Below are 25,421 nucleotides of genomic sequence, written 5' to 3' on the forward strand. Positions count from 1 at the left end.
CTCACAGCTCGAAAGCCAGCTGATCGCTGGTCACCCCGCGGTGGTATTCCTGGAGGGTCCGAACCCGCAGCTGGTGGCGGGCCCAGTCGACCATGCCGTCGGCGGCCGCCAATCCGGCCGAGGCGGTGGTCAAAAGCGGCACCCGGTTGCGGCTGGCCGCCCGGCGGATGTGATCGCCATCGGCCCGCGATCCCCGGCCTCTCGGGGTGTTCACCACCAACTGCACCCGCCCTTCGTCAATCAGCTCCACCACGTTGGTGCCCTTCTCGCCGACCTTGGCCACCACCTCGGCCACCGGCACCCCGGCCTCGGACAGCGCCGCCGCAGTGCCGGAAGTGGCCGCAATGGCCAGGCCCAGCCCGGTGAAGCCCCGGGCCATCTCCACTCCGGCGGCCTTGTCCCGGTCGGCCAGCGACATCAACACGGTGCCGTTGGAGGGCAGCGGGGCGCCCGCGGCGATCTGGCTCTTGGCAAAGGCCAGTCCGGGGCGCAGGTCGATGCCCATCACCTCGCCGGTGGACTTCATCTCCGGGCCCAAGATGGCGTCGGCCTCGGGGAACTTGTTGAACGGCAGCACCGCCTCCTTGACCGAAATGTGGTCGCCGTTGGCCCGGCGCCCCAGCAGCCCCTCCTGGCGCAGATCGGCCAGGCTGGCGCCCATCATGACCCGGGTGGCCACTTTCACCAGGGGCACGCCGGTGGCCTTGGCCACAAACGGCACCGTGCGCGACGCCCGGGGGTTGGCCTCCAGCACGAACACCTGGTCGGCCTCCCCGATGCCGAATTGCTTGACCGCGAACTGCACGTTGATGAGCCCCACCACATCCAGGGCGTGGGCGATGTCCTTCACGTAGCGCTCCAACAGGGCCACGGTGGCCTCGGAGAGGTGGACCGGCGGCAGCATGCAGGCACTGTCGCCGGAGTGAACCCCGGCCTCCTCCACATGCTCCATCACTCCGCCGATGAGAATCTCGCCGGTCATGTCCCGGATGGCGTCCACGTCCACCTCGGTGGCGTCCTCCAAGAAGCGGTCGATCAGCACGGGCCGCTCCGCCGACAGCCCGCCCTCGCGGCCCAATGAGCCGGAGGCGGCCATCTCGGCCATGGCCTCGGCCAAGTCGTCGTCGGTGTAGACGATGACCATGGCCCGGCCTCCCAGCACATAGGAGGGCCGCACCAACACGGGGTAGCCGATGCGGTCGGCCACCGCCAGGGCATCCTCCACGGTGGCCGCGATGCCCCCGGCCGGCTGGGGGATGTCGAGGCGGGCGCACAGGGCATTCCAGCGCTCCCGATCCTCGGCCAGGTCGATGCTGTTGGGGCTGGTGCCCACCACCAAGCCGTTGGGCAGCACTCCGGCCAGCTTCAGCGGGGTCTGCCCGCCGAGCGACACCACGATCCCGGCAATGCCGGGGCCGCCCGCGGCCTGAGACGACGCCAGCTCGGCGTCGATCACATTGAGCAGGTCTTCTTCGGTGAGGGGCTCGAAATAGAGTCGGTCGCTGGTGTCGTAGTCGGTGGACACCGTCTCGGGGTTGCAGTTGACCATGATCGTCTCGTAGCCCGCCTCCGACAGCGCGAAGCAGGCATGGACACAGCAGTAGTCGAATTCGATTCCCTGACCGATCCGGTTGGGGCCCGACCCCAAGATGATGACCTTGGCCCGATCCGAGAGGGCCACCTCGCCCACGTCCTCATAGGTGGAGTAGTGGTACGGGGTTTCGGCCTCGAACTCGGCCGAGCAGGTGTCCACCGTCTTGAACGTCGCCTCCACCCCCGCGCCGATGCGGGCCGCCCGAATTTCGGCAGCCGGCACATTCCAGAGATAGCCGAGCTGGGCATCGGAGAACCCGAACTGCTTGGCCCGCTTCCACGCTCGGCGGGTCATGGCCTCGAATCCGCACTCTTCCAGCGCGGCCCGCTCTTCGGTGATCTGGAGGATCTGGTCGCAGAACCACGGGTCCACCTTGGTGGCCTCGAACAGCTCCGCCACCGTGAGCCCCCGCCGCAACAGGGCCTCGAGCTGGAAGATCCGCTCGGGGGTTGCCACCGCGGCGGCGGCCAGCAGCTCCTCGTCGCTGAGGGAGTCGTAGGCGGCCTCAGCGGGGTCGGCATTGAGGCCGTAGCGGCCCAGCTCCAGTGATCGCAGCCCCTTCTGGAGCGACTCGGTGAAGGTGCGGGCGATGGCCATGACCTCCCCCACCGACTGCATCTGGGTGTTGAGCACCCCCGACACCCCGGGGAACTTCTCGAACGCCCACCGGGGCACCTTGGTGACCACGTAGTCGATGACCGGCTCGAAACACGCCGGGGTCTTCTCGGTGATGTCGTTGGGAATCTCGTCGAGGGTGTAGCCCACCGCCAGGCGGGCGGCGATTTTGGCGATGGGAAACCCGGTGGCCTTGGAGGCCAGCGCCGATGAGCGCGACACCCTCGGGTTCATCTCGATGATCACGAACTCGCCGTTGTCGGGGTTCACCGCGAACTGAATGTTGGATCCGCCGGTTTCCACTCCCACCCGGCGGATGCAGTCGAAGGCGGCGTCCCGCAGCGCCTGATACTCCACATCCGACAGGGTCTGGGCCGGGGCCACGGTGATGGAGTCGCCGGTGTGGACCCCCATGGGGTCGAGGTTCTCGATAGTACACACCACCACGCAGTTGTCGGCCTGGTCGCGCATCACCTCGAGCTCGTACTCCTTCCAACCGGCGATCGACTGCTCGATGAGGATCTCGCTGATCGGGCTGGCAGCGAGGCCGCGAGCGCACATCTCCCGCCCCTGCTCAGGGGTATGCGCGATGCCGGTACCGGTTCCGCCCAGGATGTAGGCCGGGCGGATGATCACGGGAAGCCCGATGCGCTCCATGACCTCCATCGCCTCTTCCAGAGTGTTGGCGGTGGCCGACGGGGGCACGGGCAATCCGATGTCGATCATGGCCTGGCGGAACTTGGCCCGGTCCTCGGCCGTGGAGATGGCGGTCTGGTCGGCGCCGATCACCTCCACCCCGTATTTGTCCACCACCCCCGACTCGATGAGCTCCATGGCCAGATTCAGCGCGGTCTGCCCGCCCAAGGTGGGCAGCAGCACGTCGGGCTGCTCCCGTTGGATGATGCTGGTGAGCACCTCGGCGCTGAGGGGCTCCACATAGGTGGCGTCGGCGAACTCGGGGTCGGTCATGATCGTGGCCGGATTGGAGTTGGCCAGCACCACCCGATAGCCCTCGTCGCGCAGCACCCGGCAGGCCTGGGTTCCGGAGTAGTCGAACTCGCAGGCCTGGCCGATCACGATGGGGCCCGACCCGATGAGAAGGATCGACTCGATGTCGGTCCGCTTAGGCATGGGTCGATCCCCCGAGAAGCTGCCCCTGCGACGGGCCTGCCACCGTTGGGTGCAGACCGGCCATGAGTTCGTCGAACTGGACGAACAGATAGCGGGAGTCGTGGGGGCCGGGGCCGGCCTCGGGGTGGTACTGGACGCTGAACGCGGGTAGGTCTCGGCAGCGCAGGCCCTCCACGGTGTGGTCGTTGAGGTTGATGTGAGTGATGTCGGCGCCGGGTATGGAGCTGTCGGCCACGCAGAAGTTGTGGTTCTGGCTGGTGATCTCCACCGCTCCAGTGGCCAGGTTGCGCACCGGGTGGTTGCCGCCGTGGTGGCCGAAGGGAAGCTTGTAAGTCTCCCCGCCCAGCGCCGAGGCCAAGAGCTGGTGGCCCAGGCAGATGCCGAAAATCGGCACCTCGCCCAGAAGTCCCGTGATGGTGTCCACCGCGCCGGCCACCGCGTCGGGATCGCCGGGACCGTTCGACAAGAACACCCCGTCGGGCTTTCGGGCCAGTACGTCGGCCGCGGAGGTGCCCGCCGGCACCACCTCCACATGGGCGATGGTCCGCAGGTGGTACACGATGGTGGCCTTGAGCCCGAAGTCCAGGGCCACCACCCGGTGGGGCGCGCGGCCGTCGTCTCGGATGCTGGTGAAGTGCTCCGACTCGGGGCGGGTCACGGTGGCCACCAAGTCCACCCCGTCGGTGCCGGGCTCGGCGGCGGCCGCCGCCCGCAGGTCGGCCTCGGCGGCGGTGCCGAAGGCGCCGGGCATGGCGCCGGCATCGCGGATGTGGGTGGTGAGCCGCCGGGTGTCAACCCCAGCGAGACCGGCGATGCCCTGGGCTGCCAGGAAGGCCTCCAAGTCGTCGGTGGAGCGCCAGTTGGAGCGGCGGCGGGCCATGTCCCGCACGATCACGCCGCGACAGAACGGTCGGCGGCTCTCGTGATCGGCCGGCGCCACGCCGTAGTTGCCGATGTGGGGATAGGTGAAGGTGATGATCTGCCCGGCGTAAGACGGATCGGTGATCACCTCCTGATAGCCGGTGAGCACGGTGTTGAACACCACCTCGCCGGAGGTGATGCCACCGGCGGGCTCCGCGCCGATGGCCTCGCCCTCGAACACCTCGCCGTCGCTGAGCACCAGCGCCGCCTCGCGGATCATGGGTTCATCTCCGACGCAATCAAGGCGAAGCCCGGCCAATGGATCATGGCCGCATCTCCTGGTCGACCAGCACCGCCCGCCCTCCGACAATGGTGTGGCGCACCCGGCCGCGCACTTGGCGCCCGGCATAGGGGGTGTTGCGGGAGCGGCTGGCCAGGTCGTAGGGGTCTACGGTCCAAGTCTCTTGCGGATCGAACACGCACAGATTGGCCGGAGCACCGGACTCAATCGGCCCGCCGTGAATCCCCTTCAATCCGGCAATGGCCGCCGGTCGCCAGCTCAGCAGCCCCACCACCTCGGCGATGGGCAGGTCCAACTCGGTCAGCGCCAGGGCCAGGGCAGTCTCCAGGCCGAGCATCCCCGGCGGCGCCTGGTCGAAGGGCATCTCCTTGGCGTCGGAGGAATGGGGGGCGTGGTCGGTGGCGATGGCATCCACCGCTCCATCGGCCAAGCCCTCGCGCACCGCATCTCGATCATCGGCCGGGCGCAGGGGCGGGTTGACCTTGAACACCGGGTCGTAGGAGGCGCAGGCATCGTCGGTGAGGGTGAAATGGTGGGTAGCCGCCTCGGCGGTCACCTCCACCCCGGCTTGGCGGGCGGCCCGCACCATGGCGATGGAACCCCGGGTGGACAGATGCTGGAAGTGGACGGGAGCGCCGGTGAAGCGGCTTAGGGCGATATCCCGCATGACCATGAGCTCCTCGGCCTCGGCGGGCACGCCGGGAATCCCCAGCCGGCTCGACCACTCCCCCTCGTGCATGTGGCCACCGGCGGCTAGGGAGTCCACTTCGCAGTGCTGGGCCAATATCACCCCCAAACCAGCGGCGTACTCCATGGCCCGGCGCATGAGCCCGGCTTCTTGAACCCCGTTGCCGTCGTCGGTGAACAGCCGCACGCCCAGCGCAGCCATCTCGGCCATGGGGGCAAGCTGGTCCCCCTTACGGCCCACGGTGATGGCCCCGGAGGTGTACACATCGCAGGGCGCCTTGGCCCCCAGGGCCAGCACTTCTTGCACCACTGCCGCGCAGTCGATGGGGGGGTTGGTATTGGGCATGGCCACCACCGCGCTGAACCCGCCCCGGACCGCGGCCCAGCTCCCGGTCTCGATGGTCTCGGCCTCCTCGGCACCGGGCTGGCGCAGGTGGGCGTGCAGATCGACGAAGCCGGGCGCCACCACGCAGCCCGAAGCGTCCAAAACCTCATCGCCGGACAGATCAGTGCCGACCGCCGCAATCCGGCCGTCGTCCACCACCACGTCGGCGGTGCGCTCACCGGTCTGGTCGACAACCAAGCCGCCCTTTATCACTGTGTTCATGAGGCTTCGCCTTGGGGGCTCATGCAGCCTCACCTTCAGGGTGCAGATCGGGGTCGGCGGCCAACAGGAGATAGAGCACGGCCATACGCACCGCCACCCCGTGGCGGACCTGCTCATTGAGGGTGGCATTGGGCTGATCCAGCACCTCGGGGGCGATCTCCACTCCCCGGTTCACCGGGCCGGGGTGCATAACCAGCGCCCCCGCGGGCAAACGGGCCGCCCGATCCACGGTGAGCCCCCACTGGGCGGTGTACTCCCGCAACGACGGCAGCAAGGCCTCAGACTGGCGCTCGTTTTGCACCCGCAGCCCGTACACCACGTCGCAGTCGCTGAGCACGGCATCGAGGCTGAAGCTCACGTCCACCGGCCACGAGTCCACCGCGGGGGGCAGCAGCGTGGGAGGGGCCACCAGGGTGACCTTGGCCCCCAGCGAGGTGAACGCCATCACGCAGGAGCGGGCCACCCGGGAGTGCTTGATGTCGCCCAGTATCACGATGCGCCGACCGGCCACCGAGCCGAGCCGGTCGCGGATGGTGTAGCAGTCGAGCAGCGCCTGGGTGGGATGCTCGTGCCAGCCGTCGCCGGCGTTGACCACGCGGGCATGGGTCCACGCCGCGGTCTGCTGGGGCACCCCGGCCGAGCGATGGCGGACCACGATGGCGTCGGGCCCCATGGCCGAAACGGTGGCCACGGTGTCTCGCACCGACTCGCCCTTGTTCACCGACGAGGCCGACACGCTGAATCCCATCACGTCGGCTGAAAGGCGCCGAGCCGCTACCTCGAAGGAGAGCCGGGTCCGGGTGGAGTCCTCGTAGAACAGCATGGCCACCGTCTTGCCCCGCAGGGCGGGAACCTTGGGAATGGGCCGCTGCGACACCTCGGTGAAGTGGTCGGCCAACCGGCACACTTCTTCGATGCCCTCGGCGCCCAGATCGTTGATCGACAAGAGGTGCTTCATTTGACGATCTCCCCGAGGTCGACGCCGTCGCGGTGGGCGTCCACCATCTCGTCGCGGCGGGTGGGCAGGTTCTTGCCCACGTAGTCGGGGCGGATGGGCAGCTCCCGGTGGCCCCGGTCCACCATCACCGCTAGCTGCAAGGTCCGTGGCCTTCCATAGCTGTTGAGCGCGTCCAGCGCGGCCCGGATCGTGCGGCCGGTATACAGCACGTCGTCCACGATCACCACCGCCTGGCCGTCGAGATTGAACGGAATCTTGGTGGGCGCCTCCGGCAACAGGGGCCGCAGCCCGATGTCGTCGCGGTGGAAGGCCACGTCGAGGGTCCCCAACGCAGGCTTGACCCCCTCGATCTCTTGCAGGGCACCGGCGATGTCCTCGGCCAGCCACACCCCGCCAGTCTGCAAGCCCACAATCACCACGCCGTCGAAGCCGTGATTGCGCTCGATGATCTCGTGGGCCATGCGCCAGGTGGCCCGCTTGATGTCCTCGGCTTCCATCACTCGGGTTCGGGCAGAGAAAACGCCCCCGTAGGGGGGCGTTCGCCGGCGCTCGCGTTCAGCCAAACTCGGTTTCCTCCATGTCCGTACGGGCCTCGCCGGACCCACTTCACGGGTGTTTCGGAAACTATACACTGTCGAGGTCTAGTCTTGGGAGGGATGGAAGCACGGATTTCCCGCCCAACCGTCGCCATGGCCAACCGGGTCGTCGAGCCCTCGTTTTCCAACGTGCTCCCGCATTTCGCCCCCCTCGCGATCTTCCCTCTCATCGTGTGCGCCGCCATCTACGGAGGATGGTGGCTCGGGGGTCCGCTCGCCCTCTTCGCACTCACAGACCAATTCGACAGGATCCTCGGCCTAGAAGAGCGGAATATGGATCCGGCCACCACCTGTGAGAGCCAGCTTTTCCTCTACAAGCTCTCGCTGTGGCTGTGGGGCGCGTTCTGGCCAGCGGCTTTCATATTCTCCCTCTGGCAGATGCTGGTCTCCGATCACCTGGCCTTGTGGGAGATCGGACTCATGGCCGTGGCTCTCGCTCTCGTAGCCCAGTCGGTCTTCATCGTGGGCCACGAACTAGTCCACCGGCGCGTCACCTGGGAGCGACGGCTCGGCGAGTTTCTGCTGGCTTCTTCCTCCTATCCGCATTACGCCATCGAACACGTCTATATCCATCACCCCCATGTGTGTACCCCCCTGGACCCGGGCTCCCCGCCCAAGGGGATGTCCTTCTGGAAGTACCTGCTCCCGGAGCTGAAGCACAATCTGCTGGGCGCCTGGCGCTTCGAACAGTCCCGGCTGGCACGCCGCCAACTGCCGAAGTGGCACTACACGAACTCGTTCTGGCGCTATGGCGCGGGAATGGTCTTCTGGTACGGACTGGTACTGTGGATGGGCAGCCCGTTGGCCGTGCTGGTCTACATCCTGCTTTGCGGCGCGGTGGTCTTGTCGATGAAGGCCAGCAACTACGTGCAGCACTACGGATTGCGCCGGATCCGCATGCCTGACGGTGGGTTCGAATCGGTAAAGCCGCGGCACTCCTGGAGCGCCGACTACAAGTTCACCAACTGGATGTATTACAACATGCAGCGCCACGCCGATCACCACATCGCGAACCAGCGCTATCCGCTCATGCAGCATCATGACGAGTCAGCCTCGCCGCAGCTGCCGGGCTGCTATGTCCAGATGAACAGACTGGCGCTCCTTCCCAAGCAGTGGTTCGAGACCATCGATCCCCTGCTCGACCGACAACGCGCCCAGTTCTACCCCGAGATCGACGACTGGCGCCCCTACGACAGCCGGGCGTTCGCGGCACGCCCCGCCGACTTTGACATCATCGCAGAGATCCACGCCGCGTCCCCGCGCCTCACCGCGTGGATCAACCGCTCCCCAGAGCTGCTCGACAGGCTGCGGGACCGGGAGTTCACCGACCTGGAGGCGCCGGATGGAATCGGCCCGCATCCGGAGTCCGAGGCGACGGCGCGCCGCGAGATGGCGCGCCGGTACTGGATGCATGAGTTAAGCCTCTCGGAAATGAAGGCCCAACTCGCCGACTTACCCGTGCAGGACAGCCGCGAGGCCGTCGCGGCAGCGCTCAAGTGGTCCAACGGCAAGGTCTTCCAGGTCGCCGTTCACGAGATGCGCGGGAGCTTGTCGCTCGTTGAGGCAGGCACAGCGCTGTCGCGTGTCGCCGAAGCCTCGATCGCCTTCGTACTGGCAGCGGTGGAGGAGGAATTCGCCGATCGGGGTGGGACGTGCGGCAGCAGCGGGGTAGCAGTCGATGGTCTTGGACCTCTGGCAAGCGGTGAGGCGATGCCGGGCGAGCCTCTGGATGTGCGGTTCGTATACGAAGGCAGCTCGGCCAAGCGCAATAAAGCGCTGTGCCGCCGCTTTCGCAAGGCTCTCCGCGCGCTGTCGAACAACAACCTGCTTCTGGCACCGGTCCCGCGCGGCGGCTGGAACCGGCACGCGTCCCCGCCCTCTGGTCCGGCCCGGCGGCAGGGTTCCTCGGACGTTGCATAAAGAAGGGACCAACGCCCGCGACGATGTGCTCGAAGGCGCATGCCTGCCTGAGGGCCGGAGTCGACTCTTAGCGGTCGACGAGTTCCTAGCGGCGAGTCGGGAGCGGGTCGACTCCCACCTCGACGCTGCACTGCCGGCCGCGACGCAGTATCCCGCCGAAATCCACCAGGCCATGCGCTATGCCGTTTTCACGGGCGGCAAGCGTGTGCGCCCGGCGTTGGCATTCGGCGCTGCCGTAGCGGCGGGCACCGACCCCGAGCTGGCCATGCCGGTTGCGGGCGCAGTGGAACTGGTCCACGCCTGTTCGCTGGTGCTCGATGACCTGCCGTCCCAGGACGACAACCCAGTTCGCCGGGGACAGCCCGCGGTCCACATGGTCTTCGACCAAGCGACGGCTGTTCTGGCCGGCAGTGCCCTACTGGTCGAGGCGTTCGCTCAATGCATGCAGCTTCCCGATCCCGCGGCAAGCGCCGCCGTAGGCACCCGTCTGACCCGCACGATCGGATCCAAGGGATTGATCGGCGGGCAAGTCGACGACCTTGCATTCAACGCCTCAGAGACAAGCCTGGAAGACGTCGAATTCATCTATTTGAGGAAAACCGCCGCGCTGTTCAGCTTCTCGACCTGGAGCGGTGGTGTCGTCGGGGGGTTCTCGGGCGAGCAACTCGGCCGCCTCGACGCCTTCGGTCGCGCCTACGGGCTTGCCTTCCAGATAGTTGACGATTTGTGTGACGAGGATTTGGATGAGTGCTCGATCCTGCATGTGCTGACGCGGGAACAGGCGCGAGAGCGCGTCCACGAATTGGTCGACGAGGCAGTACGCGAAATCGAGGCGTTCGAACCCGACGACTGGGTACTTGCGGGGCTGGCGCGGCAACTCGAAAGATTGATGCCATAGGCACTCGGGCAGCGTGTGCGGCAGCTCAAGCGATTTGCCTGCTCATCAAGTCCTGGAATACGCCCGGAGTCTCGGCCAGCTCCGCAAAGGAGCCCTTCTGGACGACCTTGCCCTCACGCATCACACATATGCGGTCGGCCTGCCGCAGGGTGGACAGGCGGTGAGCGACAACGATCCGCGTGCAAGTCAAGCGCGACAGGTTGTCCAGGATTCTCGACTGCGTCTCGGTGTCCAGCCAGCTCGTGGCTTCGTCCAGAATCAAGATGCGGGGATCGCGGATCAGCGCGTGGGCGATCTGGATTCGCTGACCCTCACCACCAGAGATAACGGTCGCGCCCGCTCCTATCGGTGTCAGCATGCCCATCGGCATCGCCGCAATCTCGCGGTCCATAGCGACAAGCTGCGCTGCCCACCACGCGTCCTCCGCGGTGAAGCCTTCGTGACCGCCCGCGATGTTGTCCCACAGATCGTCGGGATGGTGCTGCACATGCTGCGGCGCCACGCCGATCTGTCGGCGCACCGCCTTGAGATCGAGATGTTGGAGGTCGCGGCCATCGAAGTAGACCGATCCATTGGAGGGCCGTTCGAGCCCAAGCGCGAGCCGCAACAGGGTGCTCTTCCCGGAGCCAGACTCGCCAGCGATGGCCACAAACTCGCCCTTTCGGACCCGAAGCGATACTTCGTCAAGAACGAGCGGCCCGCCTGCATCGTAGCGGAAGGAGATTTGGTCGAAGGAGACTTCGCCGTCCAGTTCCTCCACGAACTCCCCTTCGGCCCTCGTCTCGGTGGTCACGGCCAGCACGGGCCGGATGTGATGCCATGCAGGCACGACAGCGGCTAGAGCACCGAACGATTCACCCAACCGCATGACCGCGCGCTGATAGAGCAAGAACAAGACGTAGATGACGGTGAAGTCGCCAGCCGTAACGGCGCCCGCTCCCACCAACGTCGCCACTAGGATCACCATCGCTCCGGCCAGCGATGGCACAGCCGAGCTGAATGCCCGCAGGTGAGACTCAAGGGCGTCAAACTCCAGTTCCGCACGCTTCTGTGCGCGGTAGTCCCGCGCCCAGGTTGCGAAACCCGAACTCTCGGCACCGTAGACGCGCAGTCTTGGAATGCCGTTGATGAGTTGGAACAGCCGGCCGGCGAGCCGTCGAAGGGCAATCAGCCAGCGGCCAAGCGGGGCGTTCTGCCGCAGTCCGAGTGCCACGGTCACAAACAGCGAGAGGAGTCCGAAGGCGGCTGTCAATGCGCCGAGCCGGACATCGCGCCATGCGATGACCGCGAAAGCAGGCGACAGGAACAAGATCGCCAGCACTCCGTTGCCGATCACGCCGTGCGCGGCGTCGCGCGCCTGCTGAAACGCCATGCCCCGCACGGCCAGGTCGTTGGCCGGGTGCCGTCGCAGCACGCTGGTCGGCAACCGCAGCAGTCGGTCCCAGAAGGCGGCTTCTACACGGGAAGCCACGCGGGCCTCAATACGCATCAGGGACATGTCCTGCAAGATGTGGAGCAGGGCACGGGCGAGACCGAATGCCACCAGGGCCAGACTGACCCCGTACAGAAACCCGGTATCGCCAGCCGGGATCGCCTGATCCGCGGCGAAGCCGAGCGCCACGGCCGGCAGCAACATGATCAGGCCGCCCAGAAGCCCGGTCACCACGAGAAGCGCCAGGCCCGGGCCCAATCCCAATCGGGCAACGCCCCACAGGTCGCGCCAGCCGACACCGGCAGACTCCAGCGAAGGATAGAAGGTCCAGGCCTCCGGTCGCAGCGACTCGGCGTTGGCGGACGTTATCCGTCGCTGGCCCCCGCTGACGGGATCGACTTCCCGGTAGTTTCGGATCGCGCTGGGCAACAGCGCAACGGGTCGGCCGTCCTCGGCGCGGAACGCCAGCATGGCCCCGCTGTCGCCGACCCACCAGCGGTCTTCTAGAGCGAGCCGCACCTTTCGGCTGCGCACTCCGGACGCGCTGAGCACTCTGGCAAGTGCCACTTCGTCCGTGGATCGTTCGGAGGAAGGGGCTGGCGGACGCTGGAATTCGATACCTGCGTGCCGGCCGATCACGCTCAGGACATTCTGCAACCCCGAGCCCGACTCCTCGGCGCCCTCGTCCTGGCGACGGTCAGCCGCCCTGCCTCGTGAACGACGAGCCCAAAACGAGTCCGACTCCTCGGCACCCCTTTCCGAACGACGTGTTGACAGACGCCGAAGTGGATGACGAAGAGACTCCGAGTCCGACTCCTCGGCACCCTCGTCCAGGCGACCATAGGCATCGAAGAGGCGGCGACGGGCCTCTTCCTCGTCTTCTCGGCGGCCGATGACTTGCGCCCGAGCCAGATTCACTTGACCGACAATGGCCAGTTGGCGGTTCAGTCGCTCGAGCGAAAACGCGATCCGGTTGAAATCATCCAGGGCGGGCAGCAACAGTCTGCGCTCAGCAAGTTCGGCTGAGGATACCGGGGTAATGTGAGTCTCCTGCGTCAACGTGAGCCAGGTGGCGGGTGTGAGCGGCAATGCACCGCCAGCGCCATCACCGGTCGTCCCGATTTCGGCGAGATCGATCAGGTCCATGAACAGACCCGCCTCAGGAGGCAACCCGGTTACCCATACCGCGCTGCGGCAGGCGGTGAGTCTGCCGTCTTTTGCCGCCGACCCCTCACCGGGTTCTAGGAGCGCATCCATGCGCGGAAAATGGGCAATGTCGCGTACCAGCATCGCCGAGATGTCCGAGATCCATGCATCTATCTGTTCGGCCAGTTCTGCACTGCCGATTGCACCGAGCCGGGAGTAGGGCAGGCGCCGCAGCACGGCGACTGGCATCCCCTTGGCGATCAGCCCCCAAGACGTTTTGCCGTCCAGGATCGCTATTCCAGGCAGGAGCCGGCCAGCACCGGCGCGCAGCACGTGCTGTGGCGCGGACTGCTCAACTCCCTCCCGTCTCTCGACCAGGAACAGGTCGACCGCGCCGGATTCGATGAGCCAGGCAAATTCGGGATCGCCCATGTCGGCAGGCCGATTGGCAGCGCACGTCACCGCTGTGCCCCACTCGGCGGCGGCCTGAATGAGCGTCAAGTTCGACCGCCCGCTCATCCGGTCAGCTCCGTCTGCACGAGGCGGTGGTACACACCGTGCGTTTCTGCCATCAACTCATCGTGTGTGCCGTGCTGTACAGTCGCACCCCTGTCGAGCACGATGATCTGGTCGCAGTCGCGAACCGTGCTCAACCGGTGAGCGACGATCATGCAGCTGATGCCTCGGCGGCGCAGCGCGTCGTCGACGTATGCCTCCGTTGCGGCGTCCAGGGCGCTCGTCGCCTCGTCGAGAACCAGTACCGTCGGGTCCCCAATCAGAGCCCGGGCGATTTCCAGGCGCTGCCGCTGTCCACCGCTGAAATTGACTCCGTCTTCTTCTACCAGAGCGGAATAGCCGCGGGGCCGTCTGAGAATGTCGTCGTGGATCGCAGCATCGCGGGCTGCGGCAACCATGTCATCGTCGGGCACCGCCGGGTTCCACAGAGTGAGGTTGTCGCGAACGGTGGCAGAAAAGAGGAAGATGTGCTGGTCCACCATCGATACGGAACCAGCCAGCACCTCGTCGGGAATCTCGTCCCGGGGCCGGCCATCGAGCAGAATCTCCCCCGACCAGGGGTGCAGGATGCCCGTGACAAGGCGGGACAGCGTCGACTTCCCCGACCCGCTCGGACCCACCACCGCGACGCGCTGACCCGGCTTCAAAGCGAGGCTGAGGTTCTTGATCAGTGGAGGCCGGCTTCGGTTATAGCCGAAAGTCACATCGCGCAACTCCAAATGCCCCGCCAGGCGCAGACGCCCGTTGAAAGTGGCGATCGACTGCGATGCTTTTGCCCGGCCGGCCGAGCCTGGGTCTATGGGCGTCTTGGTGATGTCGTCTAGGCGCTGCATGTCGGTCAGAAGGGTTTGGCGCTCGCGCGCGAACTCGCTGAAGCGCCCTACGGGTTCCAGAAACACCATCGCGATGAGGTAGACAGCCACCAGCGCGCCCAGCGTCAACTCGCCGGACGCGACCCTCGTCGCGCCGAGCGCCAGCACCGCGGCTCCCCCCAGGAACATGAACATGTCCGATGCGGCGGACATGAGGCTGCTCAGTTCAAGGAATCGCTGGCGTACCCGCAACTCGCGCGCCTGATGGCCGCTCCAGCGGACGAACATGGCATCTTCCGATCCCCTCATTCGAAGAGTGTCGGCCTGATTCGCCATGGTCGTGCCGATGCCCACCAGCAAGCCCTGCTCGCCGCGCAGGGTGGAGGCCTCGCCGGACCGGACCCGCGCCACCAGGGTAGAGAGCAGCACATTGAAAAGCGCCAGTGCTGATACAACAAGCGCCAAGAGAAAGTCGTAGGCCATCATGGCGGCTAGGAAGACGATGCTCATGGCGACGTCGACCAGCAGGCCCAGGAGTCGCTCCGACAGGCCTCGCGCAACCTTGTCGACGGACAGGAGGCGAGCGGTCAGGTCGCCGACAAGTCGATGACTGAAATAGTCCGCCGGAAGGCGCAATATCTGCGATACGGAGCGGTTGCCCAAGACGATCGCACTGCGGGTCGCCAATCGCCCCAGGAACCGCTGCTTCAGCAGGGTGACGCAATACACGAGGAGACCCGCTCCCGCCAGCGCCCCGGCGACGCCGAGTCCCCACGGCTCGCCGTCTCCCAGCACCCGGTCGATGAACAGGCTGGCCGCGAACGGCGCCGCCAGGGCCAGCACGGCCAGCATCAACCCGCAGAAGACGGCCCATGCCGACCAGCTCCAGACACCATTCAGCCAATGTGGGAGGCGCCGCAGCAGCCCGATGGGAGCACCCGTTGGCCGGAAGGCCGGACCCGGGCGGAACGTCAGGGTCACCCCTGTGAACCCCGCGTCGAACTCCTGCGGGGAGAGCTTTCGGCGGCCGAAGGCCGGATCGTTCAAGTAGAACCACTTGCGATCGAATCCCTCCAAGACCACGAAGTGGTTGAACTCCCAGAAGAGGATCATCGGGAGCGGCATCTGCGTGAGGCGGCCCACCGGCACGCTCCAACCCGAACCCTCGAGACCGTGGTGCTCTGAGGCCCGAATCAGCCCGGCAGCCGTGGATCCGTCCCGCCCGACTTCACATGTGCCGCGCAGTTCCGTCAGCGACACCCAGCGTCCGAAATAGGCCAGCACGCTGCCAAGGCAGGCCGCGCCGCATTCGGTTGCGTGGGCCTGGGGGAAGAGAGGCGTAACGGATCTCCGACTCGGCACGTCATGGCGTTCTCGGTCACCACGCGCCGCCCCTCGCAAGCCATGCCATGCCATTTCAGGCCTATCCGAAGCCGAGGAGCGTAGCGATTGAGTATCGTCCGTGAACGATCCGAGCCCGGCACGGCGTGCCGTGGGCAAGGTCGAGTTCGGATGCCGGCGGGAGGTTTATCTCTATTCGCCGCATGGGGTCCGCGGCGGCGGTTGCCGCCGACGGCACCAGATCCCCAACCGGCGACCATCCGGCGGCAATCGCGCTGACGCTCCCTTCCATCTGGTGGATGGCTCCGTCGGACAACTGCACTTCAACCGAAGCCGACATGCCGGGTTGCAGGAATCCGGCCACGCGCGGTGCCGCGAACAGCGTGGCTTGCAGGCGACGATCTTGGGCATCACCGGTGGTTGGGTATCCGGGCGCTGAGGTCACGGCCTCGTCGTGCGGACCCGGTACGAGCAGCACGCAGTCGCCCGTGACTGCGCGGGCCATGTCGCCGAAAACGACCCAGGCACTGATGCCGACGAGAATCAATCCGACGGCACCCAGCGCGATGCGCTCGTGGGGCGCAGAGACGCGGAGCAGACGGTCAAGCTGCTGCCGGTTGGCGCTGGCCGCGATCGCTTGTTCGCGAAACGGATTGTTGAACATAGGCCCTGTCTCTTCCCTGTCGCGTTGCCGCAGGCGCTGGGCCCAGGCCACCCAGTATCGGTGCGAACCAGGCGCATCCCGGACACCTCCCTGACGGGGCGGCAAGCCACATGAACGGGTAGGGCAAATTCAACTAGTATGATGATTCCAAGTCAATAAAGGAGGGCACAGAATGAGCCAGATGTTGCAATCGGCAATCCAGACAGCAGAGGAGATGCAGCGGTCGCTGATCGAGAAGGCGGGGGAGGATGCCGGGTTCCGCGCACAACTCGTTGCCGATCCGAAGGCCGCCGTCAAACAGGAGTTCGGCATCGACGTGCCTGACTACGTCAACCTTCAGGTACACGAGAGCAGCATGAGCGATCTGCATCTCGTCCTGCCCCCTGACCCCGACGCCTGGGTGGAGTTGGACGAGGAGACTCTGGAAGCGATCTCTGCCGGCCTTTGCTGCTGCGGCTAAGAAGCAGTCTCAACAATCCGCAGGCTTCGCGGGCGCGTCAGCTGCGGCTGAAACCAGCAGCGGAGGAAACACGAGACAGAACACGTAGGCCTTGACCTCTTCGAAGCGGTCGCCGACCAGCGCCATCTTGAAGTGGTGGATGCCCCTGACAACCATCAGCATGCCTCGGCGCCCGAACACCGTTTCCGCTCCTGCCCACGACTCCGCCAGTGCAGACAGCTTCTCTGGTACGACCAGTTCCGTTGCCCGCAGTCCGTCGATGACTCCCATCCAAGGTTCGATGTCCTTCACCCATTGCGCGTCCTGGGCGTAGCAGCTCACGCCCAGCTCAGATCTCACGCCGCCTCCATCAATGTCGAGGTGCGCCGCCAAGTGGGCGAATGCACCTCGGGCCTCGAGGTCGCCTATGAACGGGGCGAATGCCTCAGGCTGTCCGGGCCAGCCGGCTCGCTCCAGGACCGATATCAGCTCATGCGAGTTCCTAATGCCAGTGATCGCCACTCGCAAGGCCCTCCTTCGATCTGGAAAGCCGCCCACCGCGCCGATCTGCACACCTGAGGGCATAGCCCGAAACAGCTGCTCCGCGTGTCGGCGTACCGCGCTGTCGGGCGCCCAACCGCAGGCGGCGACGACCGCGTCGGCAATGACGCACAGGTCTTCGGGCACCTGGGCCAAACCAGGGTCGGTCGGCGCGTCGGCGGTGGGATAGAGGAAGATCCCCGGATCCGGCAACGGCCCAGGATGCGCTGGATCGATGTCATACTCGAACAACAGCTTCGTGTCGGCGATCCGGTGCATAGCGGTCCCTTCACGTCCCATCTCATGAAAGAGACTGACAACCGCTTTTGCGGACATCTCTTCAGGCCGCGACCGAGACCACTCCTCGAAATGCGCCGCAGACAGGCTCCCGCGGAGCAGCGCGAGGCCCAGGTCAGCCCTGGGCTCGGCTTCATGCAATCGCAACTCGAAACCGAAACCAGAAGTCGCGAGGCTGATTGGCAGCCTGCTCGATCGCTCCACCAATCTGTCCCATCCGGCACCGTCGATCAACGCCGGGGGAATCCGGCTCTTGAACTGCTCCAGCAACTCGCCGACGGAATCCGCCTGGGCCAGCATCTGCTCCTCGATGCTGGCGTGAGCCTCTTCGATGTTCATCGCCCCAATCCTTTCTCTTGTCCTTATCTCTATATCTCTATCTCTATCGCCTAATCTTGTCAGCGTCGTTCAGGCGATAACGGGGATGGGATTCAATTGGTCCTCAGGGAGCGGAGTCTCCCGCCAACTCATCGAAACGGGCACATCGAACAGCCGTCCGGGGGCAAAGCGGGCCCAGAAGTGGCGCATGCCCGGCACGATGACGCGCGCCACCGGCAGGCCGATGTCGGGCCGGGTCTGGTCGAGCGCGAGGAACTCCATGCCGCGGGCTTCGACGAGCGCGCGGCAGTACTCCACGTCTTCGCGGGTGTCCGAGGTGTCGGGAACCGGATAGTCCAGTTCGCCCCGCGGCGCGGCGTCGGGGGTCGGCGCCAGCCAGAGATGATCCGCCAGCCTCCCCGTCTGCCACCACCAGCGGCTCATGGGGTCGTTGGCCGCGTAGCCGGACCTGCGTCGCGCCGGGTCGCCCACCCATTGCAGACACTGGTTCAACTCGCACACCGCCCGCAGCGCCGCAATGTGGGGATCGGTGTGCGCCCCGGCGCCATAGATGATGTCCTCGGCGCCGTCGCCGGGCCTGCGGGAAACCGCCACAAACACCGGGATGCCGAAGTCCCCTGTCGCGTCCAGCACCCACATCTCGCGCTCATGGCGTCCGTAGTACGCCCGCGCTGCCGCAAGGTACTCGTCGTCGAAGCTCGACAGATCCACTTCCGGCAGACGCAGCCGGTTGTACCACCAGACCGCGAAGGCATCGCGTTCCACAAGTTCGAGGAACCCCTGAAAGATCGCTTCCTCGAGTGTGTTCCCCGCGGCGCACCCGTTCGAGTCCGCCCGGAGACCGGAACCGTCGTCTCCCTCCCCTGCCATGCCGTAGAGGATTGATGTGGGCAGATACCGGTGCCGGTCTTGGGTGAACGACCACACGGGCGACCAGTGTATCTCCGCTCCGGGATCAAGCCGGGGTGGCACGAAGTTGTAGGGGTGGCCGCGGGCGTTGATCTGCTCCGCGTCATCGAGTTGCCGGTCGCTGAACAGTTGCACGTCGTTCGGGTGGATAGCCTCCGACTCTCCCGCAGCCTCGAAGTCCTCAAGGCTGCGCCGGCAACGGATCTCATCGCCATGAAACGCACCGCTGTAGCGCTCGATTGCCTCGCAGAGGGCGCTCGCCTCCGCCTGCTGAGGGGTGCTGCCCTTGCCCGCGCTCTTGCTTCGCAAGCTGCGTCGCAAGGAACTGAGGCTGCGGCTCCTGAGTGCGTAGTTGCTGCCTGCCCAGTACACATGCAGCCAAGGGTCGGCCTCGTCCGACACACGGGTGAGCCATGTCACCACGCCGGTGATCGGGCTCACGAGGTGCCGGTACTTGGCCAGTGTCGCCTCGGGAGGGGCCACGCGCCGGCCGCCGCTGTTGTGTACCAGTTTGGGGCTCGGCTGCAACCGTACCGGTTCTGCCGGCCGGTCGGCGCGGTAGCGGGCTTCATCACCGCACGCGGGGCATTGCGGGCGACGCATCGCGGGGTGCAGCCGGCTTTCGAGGCTTGCCGCATCCAGCGAGATCGCATGCTCGTGTATGGGCGCCGACTCCCCGAGCACCAGCCACTTGGCGATCTCGGCTGCGGCCAAACCGCACACCGCCTCCAGCACCACCGGCTCCACCGCGCGGGGGCGCACGGCCGAGGCCTCCCCGCCCAGGTTGCGCACGAAACTGTGAACCTCCTGGTGGCCTTGGAGGCGATAGGCGAGACACGCCCAGCAGGGACCCTCCGCCGGACGGAAGACCGGCCCGAACAGCGGCTGCATGCCGCTCGGCCTGGCCAGGATCCAGGGCGCACCGGATTCGAGGTGGCGGCGGTTGACAGCTTCGTGGCCTTCCTCGAGGTAATCGGCGCACACCACCACAGAAACAGAGGGGTGGGCGATGCCCGTCTCAATACCCATTGCCGCGAGCTGGCCGGCGAGCGGTCCGCCATCGCCGACGATGGCCACCGTCGACTCTGCCAGACGCTGTTGCACCCAGCGCGGCGAGGCGCCGAGTGACGACCAATACGCCGCCCGGTTCGGGGCCATGTCGTAGTCGCCCGATACCAGATACCCCCGCGACGCCAAGGCCGTGATCGCAGCCTCGGCCTCGGAGGCCGAGTGCGCGGGCAACAAAGCGTCGGCGATCTCCCCGTGAGTGCGCTGTCCGTCGCAAAGGGGCACGAGGTCGCAATGGATCTGCCCGTTGATCAGCGTATTGAAGGCCTCCGACACGAGCAGCAGCCTCTCATCGCCGATCAGCCGATACTCGAGATGGGGGGTGAGAATCGGCACCTCGATGAGGCCGAGGTCGGCAGGCGTGGTTCGGCTCAACATCGGCACCCGCCGGGTCATCCTTCCGAAGTCGAAGGCGCGAGTTTCCCGGTCTTCGGGGTTGTGGGTTGTGCCTGGGAGGAGATGAACGCCGTTCACCGCTTCGCCTGCCCTCTCATCCGTCCTCGGTTGGGCGGACAGTAGCCGCGACCTGAGACAACATGCCGTTGATGAATCCCGCTGAGGACGGTGTGGAGTACTCATGGGCCAACTCCACCGCCTCGTTGATGATCACGGCCACAGAGATATCGGTGCTGTGGGCGAGCTCAAAGCTGGCTAAACGCAGAATGGCCCGATCAAGCGCTGGCATCCGGGCTACAGGCCATCGATCGGAGAACTCCTCCAAGCGGGCGTCGATTTCGTTTTGGTGCTCGGCCGCCCCGCTCACCAGCGTGTGGGCGTAGGGGTCGAGCGGCAATTCTTGGTCGGCCAGCAATTCAGCCATGTCCGCGCCCTTAGTCTCGGCCTCATAGAGCAGGCCCAGCACCCGTTCCCTCACTTGGCGGCGCTGTGACCCGGCAACCAGCGGATCGGGCGAGCTCATTTGTCACCGAGGAGTCGTCGAGGGCGCCGGAATGCTCATGCCCGGCTGATGTACTCGCCGGTGCGGGTGTCCACCTTGATCCGCTCGCCCGGGTTCAAGAACAGCGGCACCTGTACCACCAGTCCGGTCTGGCAGGTGGCCGGCTTGGTGGCCCCCGACACCCGGTCGCCCTGGACGCCGGGCTCGGTCTGGGCGATGTCCAGCTCCACCGCGGCGGGCAGGTCGGTGCCCACGATCTCGGTGCCGAACATGCCGAGGATCACCGAGTTGTTCTCCACCAGATAGTTGACCGCGTCGCCCAGCACGTCGGCGCCCACGTGGAGCTGCTCGTAGGTCTCGCTGTCCATGAACACGAAGCTCTCGCCGTCGGAGTACAGGTACTGCATCTCCCGGCGGTCGATGTTGGCCCGCTCCACCTTCTCACCCGCTCGGAAGGTGCGGTCGAGAACGGCGCCGGTGCGGGCGTTCTTCAACGTGGTGCGCACGAAGGCCCCGCCCTTGCCCGGCTTGACATGCTGGAACTCGACCACGTTGAACAGGCCGTCGTCGAGGCTCAGCGTCATGCCATTCTTGAGGTCGTTGGTGGTGATCGTGGCCATGGGCAAAGTCTGGCCCACCCAGAACGATCAGGCCACAGCGAGCGTTTTCGGCGAGTGGGTCAGCCGTCGGGCGCCGTCTTCGGTTACCACCACGGTGTCCTCCACCCGGGCACCGTAGAAGCCGGGCAAATACACACCAGGCTCAACGGTGATCACCTGGCCGACCTCGAGGGGCTCGGTGGCCGTGGCCCGCACCCAGGGCTCTTCGTGGATGTCGAGGCCCACACCGTGGCCGGTGCCGTGCACAAAGGCATCGCCCCAGCCAGCCGCGTCGATGCGATCTCGACAGGCCTTGTCCACATCGGAGATGGGAGCACCGGGGGCCACCTGCTCCACGCCCAGCTGCTGGGCCTCCCTGACGGTTTCGAACACTCGTTGGGCTTCGGGATCGGGCTCGCCCACCGCCACGGTGCGGGTCATGTCGGAGCGGTAGCCGTCCACCACCGCGCCCATGTCCATTATCACCAGCTCGTTGGGGCCGATGGGGCGGTCGGTGGGCCTGATATGGGGCAGAGCGGCGTTGGGGCCCCCGGCCACGATGGTGGTGAAGGCGCTCTTTTCGGCCCCCAAGCGGCGAAAGGCGGTGTCCAAGGCCAGAGCCACCTCTTGCTCGGTGGGGCTGTCGGCCAACATGGGGCGGACTTCGGCCAGCGCGGCATCGGCGATGGCGGCCGCTTTGGCCATGCGGTCGATCTCGCCGTCGTCTTTGATCTGACGGCACCGCTCCACCACCCCAGCGGTGGGCACCAGCTCGGCGGCCTCAAACCACTCGGCGTACTTGCGCTGATCGGCCCAGCTCACCGACGCCGCCTCCAAGCCGATGCGGCCCACGCCGGTGGCTGCCGCGGCCAACAGCTCATTGGGGGCGTCGTTGGTGATCTCGATTCGCACTTCCACGCCGGCTTGGCTGGTTTCCGCCTCGGACTGCTCGGCGTAGCGGCGGTCGGTTATCAGAACCAGCTCGTCGGGCCCCAGCCAGGCCAAACCGGCCGAGCCGGTGAATCCGGTGAGGTAGCGGACGTTGACCAGGTTGGTCACCAGCAGCGCATCGCATTGGCTTTCGCCTGCCGAAGCCCGAACCCGGCCGGCCCGACCGGCCACTTCCATGGCGACGAGGTCTGGAGAGGTTTCTGGCTTCGTCATCCGGCCAGCAAGCGGGCCACTGCCTCGACGGCTAGCTCGTAGCCGTGGCCGCCGAAGCCCACGATGGTGCCGGTGGCCACTGGGCTGACCACCGAGGTGTGGCGCCACGGCTCGCGGGCGTTGGGGTTGGACAGGTGCAGCTCCACCACCGGTCCCTCGAAGGCGGCGAGGGCGTCGTGGATGGCCCAGGAGTAGTGGGTGAAGGCGCCGGGGTTGATGATGATGGCCGCGCACCGGCGCCGGGCCTGGTGGATGTGATTGATGAGGGCGGCCTCGTCGTTGGACTGGTGGTGCTCGATGGCGAGCCCGTGGCGCTCGGCGGTGGCGGCCGCGGTGGCCGCATGGTCGTCGAGGGTGTCGGTGCCGTAGACCTCGGGCTCCCGGTCGCCCAGCAGGTTCAGGTTGGGTCCCGAAAGCAGAAGGATCGTCTGGCTCATCTCATGTCCTCCAGGCAGGCAGGGCTCCAATTCATCTGATGGCCTCCAGTGTCTCTCGCAGAAGGTCGGGCGCCAGGCCGGCAACCGGCTGGATTCCGTCAGGGCCGTCCAGCATGAAAGTGACCCCGTCGACCGCTTTTTTGTCCCGGCTGAACAGCGCAACCAAGGCGTCAGCGTCGGCCCCTTCGGGCAAGCAGGTGGGCAGGTGGTAGCCGCCGACCACTCGGCGGTGCTCGTCCACCCGCTCGGCGTCGATGCGGCCGGTGCGGTGGGCCAGCTCGGCGGCGTAGATGAGGCCGACGGCCACCGCCTCGCCGTGGCGGAGGTCGTAGCCGCCGTGGGCTTCCAGCGCATGGGCCAATGTGTGGCCGTAGTTGAGCACGGCCCGGCGGCCCGATTCCCGCTCGTCGGCCGCCACCACCTCGGCTTTGATCTGCACACAGCGGGCGATGCGCTCGGGCAGGCTCAGGGCGTCGAAGTCGGCATCGGCGATGAAGTGGTACTTGGCCATCTCCCCCAACCCCGACCGCATCTCCTCGGGAGGCAGGGTGTCGAGCGCCTCGGTGTCGCACAGCACCGCGGAGGGCTGCCAGAAGGCGCCGACCAGGTTCTTGCCCTCAGGCAGGTTCACGCCGGTCTTGCCTCCGACTGAGGCGTCGATCTGGCCCAGCAGGGTGGTGGCCACGAACACCACCTCGATGCCCCGGTGGTAGACGGCGGCGGCGAACCCGCCCAGGTCGGTGACCGCTCCCCCGCCCACTGCCACCACCGCGTCGCGGCGGGTGAGGCCCCACTGGGCGAATTCCCTACACAGCTCCTCTACCGCGCCCAGCGTCTTGATCTGCTCGCCGTTGTCGGTGATGAACACCCGGTGCTCCACGCCGGGGTCCACGGTGAGGCCGGCATCGGCCACCGCGGCCTGGGTGACCACCGCCACCCGGCCCACGTCGAGGGGAACGACTTCGGGAAGGCAATGACGGACACCGGGGCCGACCCAGACGTCATAGGACCTCTCCCCCAACTCAACCGGAACCCGGATCGCGCCCAGGAGGCTGGTTTCGGCGCTCATCGGGCCGACACCGTCTGGGGCCAGGCTTGTCTGATCTGCTCGGCCACTTGTTGGGGCTCCAAGTCGTCTACGTCAATGATTTCGTGGGCTGCCTTCTCGTAGAGCCCCGACCGAGTGGCGCTGATCGCGGTGAGGTCGGCCATCGGGTCGTCGCCCAGAAGCGGGCGGTTCTCGCCGGCTCGGACCCGCTGGCCCAACGTGTCAATAGTGGCCCGCAGCCAGCACACCCAGGCCCGATGTCGCAGCAGTTCACGGTTCTCGGCCCGCAACACCGCTCCCCCGCCGCAGGCCACCACCATCGGCTGCGGGGAGGCCAGACAGGCAGCCAGTTCCGACTGCTCAATGTCTCGGAAGCCATCCTCGCCGTCGGCCTCGAAGATCTCGGGAACAGACCGGTCCTGGCGCTCCTCGATGGCGGCGTCGAGGTCCACGAACCGCAGCCCTTCGAATTGGGCCAACCAGAACCCCACCGTCGATTTCCCCGACCCCATCATCCCGATGAGGGCCACATGGGGCCTACCTTCCACAACCCGATACTACCGGGGGCAGTTTGCCCCCTGCGTCCAGTTACCGCACCCGTCGCGGCAGTTGCCTATTGGCGGGATTCCAATATGCCTTCGGTCTTGGCGACCTGGCTGGCGAGGCCGTCGGCGATGACTTCGATCTTCGCAACCCGATTGCTAAGGTCATCGACTCGCTCGGTAAGTCTCTCAACTCGACCTGTCAGCCGTACTATGTCAGAGCGCAGCCAAGCGAAGCCGCCTAGGACCAGGGCAATCAACACGCTGAGGAGCGAGGTGAGGGCGGCTTCCATGCCACCAATATAGCAGGGTCAGCAACGTTTTTCACTGTATTTTCTATATATTTCGATATTTTCTAACATCTAACTGGTCACGGGTATGGCCAGCACCACGGCTGCGGCGGCGACGGCCATGGAGGGGGCGAAGGGGAATACGGTGGGGCGGGGGTTGTCGGGATCGGCCAGGGGGTCGGGCAAGAGCTCGATGCCCAGGGCCCTAACGCCCCACACGAACAGGCCCATGATGGCCCCCAGCACAGAGGCCAGGCCGAGGGCCAGAAGCACGGCCAGCAAAGACTGGCCATAGCCCGACCCCACCCAGCCCAGCACTAGGCCCAACGGCAGCGACAGCTTCACATCGCCCCACCCGAGGCTGCCCCTTGAGGCGGTGTGCAACACGGCCATGATGCCGCTGTAGAGCCCGGCGGCGGCCACTGCTTGGCCGATGGCCCCCGGCTGGTGTCGCAGCAGCGAGATGAGGGTCATCAGCGCCAGCAGAACCAGCACGGCGGGGAACACGATGGCGTTGGGGACGCGGTAGTGGAACAGATCCACGGTGGTGACAGCGACCAGGGCAACGAACAGCGCCCACACCGGCACCACATCCCAGGTGGTGCCCAGTAGGCCGCCGGCCGCCCCCAAGGCGGCGGCGGTGGACAGCGAGACCATCACCCGCAGGGAGCGGCTGTTGCGCACTTTGAAGCTCCACACGAGCGGCAGCAGGAAGCGGCCCGCCACGATGCCGATGGCCACCCCGGCAATGATCATGGCTGCCGTGCTCACC

Annotated in this window: 21 protein-coding genes; 3 read left to right on the top strand and 18 right to left on the bottom strand. The window is 66.4% G+C overall.

Annotation, left to right across the window (positions count from 1 at the left end):
- Position 1: 1 nt before the first annotated feature.
- Genes carB through pyrR form a run of 5 tightly spaced genes read right to left on the bottom strand, consistent with a single transcriptional unit; the run spans position 2 to position 7,317 of the window.
- On the bottom strand, positions 2-3,340 hold the full coding sequence (gene carB, locus OXG30_06040) for a carbamoyl-phosphate synthase large subunit (GenBank protein ID MCY4134457.1): 3,339 nt from the start codon (positions 3,338-3,340) through the stop codon (positions 2-4).
- Positions 3,333-4,481 carry a glutamine-hydrolyzing carbamoyl-phosphate synthase small subunit gene (gene carA / locus OXG30_06045; GenBank protein MCY4134458.1) on the bottom strand — a complete coding sequence of 383 codons (1,149 nt, stop codon included), beginning with the start codon at positions 4,479-4,481 and terminating at the stop codon, positions 3,333-3,335. Before carA ends, carB begins: the two co-directional genes overlap by 8 nt.
- Before the next feature lie 43 nt (positions 4,482-4,524).
- The gene (locus tag OXG30_06050) at positions 4,525-5,796 is read right to left on the bottom strand and encodes a dihydroorotase (protein ID MCY4134459.1); all 1,272 of its coding nucleotides are present in this window, start codon (positions 5,794-5,796) and stop codon (positions 4,525-4,527) included.
- 19 nt (positions 5,797-5,815) lie between these two features.
- Positions 5,816-6,754: an aspartate carbamoyltransferase catalytic subunit gene (locus OXG30_06055; protein ID MCY4134460.1), complete on the bottom strand. Its 939-nt coding sequence runs from the start codon at positions 6,752-6,754 to the stop codon at positions 5,816-5,818.
- Positions 6,751-7,317: a bifunctional pyr operon transcriptional regulator/uracil phosphoribosyltransferase PyrR gene (pyrR, locus tag OXG30_06060; GenBank protein ID MCY4134461.1), complete on the bottom strand. Its 567-nt coding sequence runs from the start codon at positions 7,315-7,317 to the stop codon at positions 6,751-6,753. Before pyrR ends, OXG30_06055 begins: the two co-directional genes overlap by 4 nt.
- 93 nt (positions 7,318-7,410) lie before the next feature.
- On the opposite strand from pyrR, the gene OXG30_06065 reads away from it, so the two are divergent.
- Positions 7,411-9,270, top strand: coding sequence for a fatty acid desaturase (locus OXG30_06065; GenBank protein ID MCY4134462.1), 1,860 nt, complete (start codon positions 7,411-7,413; stop codon positions 9,268-9,270).
- 25 nt (positions 9,271-9,295) lie between these two features.
- Positions 9,296-10,168, top strand: a complete 873-nt coding sequence (locus OXG30_06070; protein ID MCY4134463.1) for a polyprenyl synthetase family protein — start codon at positions 9,296-9,298, stop codon at positions 10,166-10,168.
- 25 nt (positions 10,169-10,193) lie between these two features.
- On the opposite strand, the gene OXG30_06075 is transcribed toward OXG30_06070, so the two are convergent.
- From OXG30_06075 to OXG30_06085, 3 genes are read right to left on the bottom strand one after another with little or no spacing between them, the layout of a single operon-like run.
- Positions 10,194-13,265: an ATP-binding cassette domain-containing protein gene (locus OXG30_06075; GenBank protein MCY4134464.1), complete on the bottom strand. Its 3,072-nt coding sequence runs from the start codon at positions 13,263-13,265 to the stop codon at positions 10,194-10,196.
- Positions 13,262-15,490, bottom strand: coding sequence for an ATP-binding cassette domain-containing protein (locus OXG30_06080; GenBank protein ID MCY4134465.1), 2,229 nt, complete (start codon positions 15,488-15,490; stop codon positions 13,262-13,264). The genes OXG30_06075 and OXG30_06080 overlap by 4 nt, the downstream gene beginning before the upstream one ends.
- A gap of 7 nt (positions 15,491-15,497) precedes the next feature.
- A complete protein-coding gene (locus tag OXG30_06085; GenBank protein ID MCY4134466.1) occupies positions 15,498-16,079 on the bottom strand; it encodes a hypothetical protein in 582 nt (193 codons plus the stop codon).
- A gap of 172 nt (positions 16,080-16,251) precedes the next feature.
- On the opposite strand from OXG30_06085, the gene OXG30_06090 reads away from it, so the two are divergent.
- On the top strand, positions 16,252-16,539 hold the full coding sequence (locus tag OXG30_06090) for an NHLP leader peptide family RiPP precursor (protein ID MCY4134467.1): 288 nt from the start codon (positions 16,252-16,254) through the stop codon (positions 16,537-16,539).
- A 9-nt stretch (positions 16,540-16,548) separates the two neighbouring features.
- Here OXG30_06090 and OXG30_06095 read toward each other — a convergent pair whose 3' ends face one another.
- The 10 genes from OXG30_06095 to OXG30_06140 all read right to left on the bottom strand — a co-directional run bounded on the left by OXG30_06095 (position 16,549) and on the right by OXG30_06140 (position 25,420).
- A complete protein-coding gene (locus OXG30_06095; GenBank protein MCY4134468.1) occupies positions 16,549-17,694 on the bottom strand; it encodes a hypothetical protein in 1,146 nt (381 codons plus the stop codon).
- 69 nt (positions 17,695-17,763) lie between these two features.
- On the bottom strand, positions 17,764-20,067 hold the full coding sequence (locus OXG30_06100) for a TOMM precursor leader peptide-binding protein (GenBank protein ID MCY4134469.1): 2,304 nt from the start codon (positions 20,065-20,067) through the stop codon (positions 17,764-17,766).
- 94 nt (positions 20,068-20,161) lie between these two features.
- Positions 20,162-20,590: a transcription antitermination factor NusB gene (nusB, locus tag OXG30_06105; GenBank protein MCY4134470.1), complete on the bottom strand. Its 429-nt coding sequence runs from the start codon at positions 20,588-20,590 to the stop codon at positions 20,162-20,164.
- Positions 20,591-20,625: 35 nt separating this feature from the next.
- Positions 20,626-21,189, bottom strand: coding sequence for an elongation factor P (gene efp, locus OXG30_06110; GenBank protein ID MCY4134471.1), 564 nt, complete (start codon positions 21,187-21,189; stop codon positions 20,626-20,628).
- Between the two features lie 27 nt (positions 21,190-21,216).
- Positions 21,217-22,332: a Xaa-Pro peptidase family protein gene (locus OXG30_06115; protein ID MCY4134472.1), complete on the bottom strand. Its 1,116-nt coding sequence runs from the start codon at positions 22,330-22,332 to the stop codon at positions 21,217-21,219.
- The gene (gene aroQ, locus OXG30_06120; GenBank protein ID MCY4134473.1) at positions 22,329-22,769 is read right to left on the bottom strand and encodes a type II 3-dehydroquinate dehydratase; all 441 of its coding nucleotides are present in this window, start codon (positions 22,767-22,769) and stop codon (positions 22,329-22,331) included. Before aroQ ends, OXG30_06115 begins: the two co-directional genes overlap by 4 nt.
- A gap of 31 nt (positions 22,770-22,800) precedes the next feature.
- A complete protein-coding gene (locus OXG30_06125) occupies positions 22,801-23,808 on the bottom strand; it encodes a 3-dehydroquinate synthase (GenBank protein MCY4134474.1) in 1,008 nt (335 codons plus the stop codon).
- A gap of 26 nt (positions 23,809-23,834) precedes the next feature.
- The gene (locus OXG30_06130) at positions 23,835-24,365 is read right to left on the bottom strand and encodes a shikimate kinase (GenBank protein MCY4134475.1); all 531 of its coding nucleotides are present in this window, start codon (positions 24,363-24,365) and stop codon (positions 23,835-23,837) included.
- 65 nt (positions 24,366-24,430) lie between these two features.
- Complete coding sequence (locus tag OXG30_06135; protein ID MCY4134476.1) at positions 24,431-24,652, bottom strand: hypothetical protein; 222 nt, start codon at positions 24,650-24,652, stop codon at positions 24,431-24,433.
- A 69-nt stretch (positions 24,653-24,721) separates the two neighbouring features.
- Positions 24,722-25,420, bottom strand: coding sequence for an A24 family peptidase (locus OXG30_06140; GenBank protein ID MCY4134477.1), 699 nt, complete (start codon positions 25,418-25,420; stop codon positions 24,722-24,724).
- Between the last annotated feature and the right edge of the window lies 1 nt (position 25,421).

The organism is bacterium (assembly GCA_026708015.1).
Taxonomy (GTDB): Bacteria; Actinomycetota; Acidimicrobiia; order Acidimicrobiales; family Bin134; genus Poriferisocius.

Bases quoted from the DNA above. Each gene is read 5' to 3' on its own strand.
- carB (MCY4134457.1), bottom strand. From the start codon at position 3,340: ATGCCTAAGCGGACCGACATCGAGTCGATCCTTCTCATCGGGTCGGGC.
- carA (MCY4134458.1), bottom strand. From the start codon at position 4,481: ATGATCCGCGAGGCGGCGCTGGTGCTCAGCGACGGCGAGGTGTTCGAG.
- OXG30_06050 (MCY4134459.1), bottom strand. From the start codon at position 5,796: ATGAACACAGTGATAAAGGGCGGCTTGGTTGTCGACCAGACCGGTGAG.
- OXG30_06055 (MCY4134460.1), bottom strand. From the start codon at position 6,754: ATGAAGCACCTCTTGTCGATCAACGATCTGGGCGCCGAGGGCATCGAA.
- OXG30_06065 (MCY4134462.1), top strand. From the start codon at position 7,411: ATGGAAGCACGGATTTCCCGCCCAACCGTCGCCATGGCCAACCGGGTC.
- OXG30_06075 (MCY4134464.1), bottom strand. From the start codon at position 13,265: ATGAGCGGGCGGTCGAACTTGACGCTCATTCAGGCCGCCGCCGAGTGG.
- OXG30_06080 (MCY4134465.1), bottom strand. From the start codon at position 15,490: ATGGCATGGCATGGCTTGCGAGGGGCGGCGCGTGGTGACCGAGAACGC.
- OXG30_06085 (MCY4134466.1), bottom strand. From the start codon at position 16,079: ATGTTCAACAATCCGTTTCGCGAACAAGCGATCGCGGCCAGCGCCAAC.
- OXG30_06090 (MCY4134467.1), top strand. From the start codon at position 16,252: ATGAGCCAGATGTTGCAATCGGCAATCCAGACAGCAGAGGAGATGCAG.
- OXG30_06095 (MCY4134468.1), bottom strand. From the start codon at position 17,694: ATGAACATCGAAGAGGCTCACGCCAGCATCGAGGAGCAGATGCTGGCC.
- OXG30_06100 (MCY4134469.1), bottom strand. From the start codon at position 20,067: ATGACCCGGCGGGTGCCGATGTTGAGCCGAACCACGCCTGCCGACCTC.
- nusB (MCY4134470.1), bottom strand. From the start codon at position 20,590: ATGAGCTCGCCCGATCCGCTGGTTGCCGGGTCACAGCGCCGCCAAGTG.
- efp (MCY4134471.1), bottom strand. From the start codon at position 21,189: ATGGCCACGATCACCACCAACGACCTCAAGAATGGCATGACGCTGAGC.
- OXG30_06115 (MCY4134472.1), bottom strand. From the start codon at position 22,332: ATGACGAAGCCAGAAACCTCTCCAGACCTCGTCGCCATGGAAGTGGCC.
- aroQ (MCY4134473.1), bottom strand. From the start codon at position 22,769: ATGAGCCAGACGATCCTTCTGCTTTCGGGACCCAACCTGAACCTGCTG.
- OXG30_06135 (MCY4134476.1), bottom strand. From the start codon at position 24,652: ATGGAAGCCGCCCTCACCTCGCTCCTCAGCGTGTTGATTGCCCTGGTC.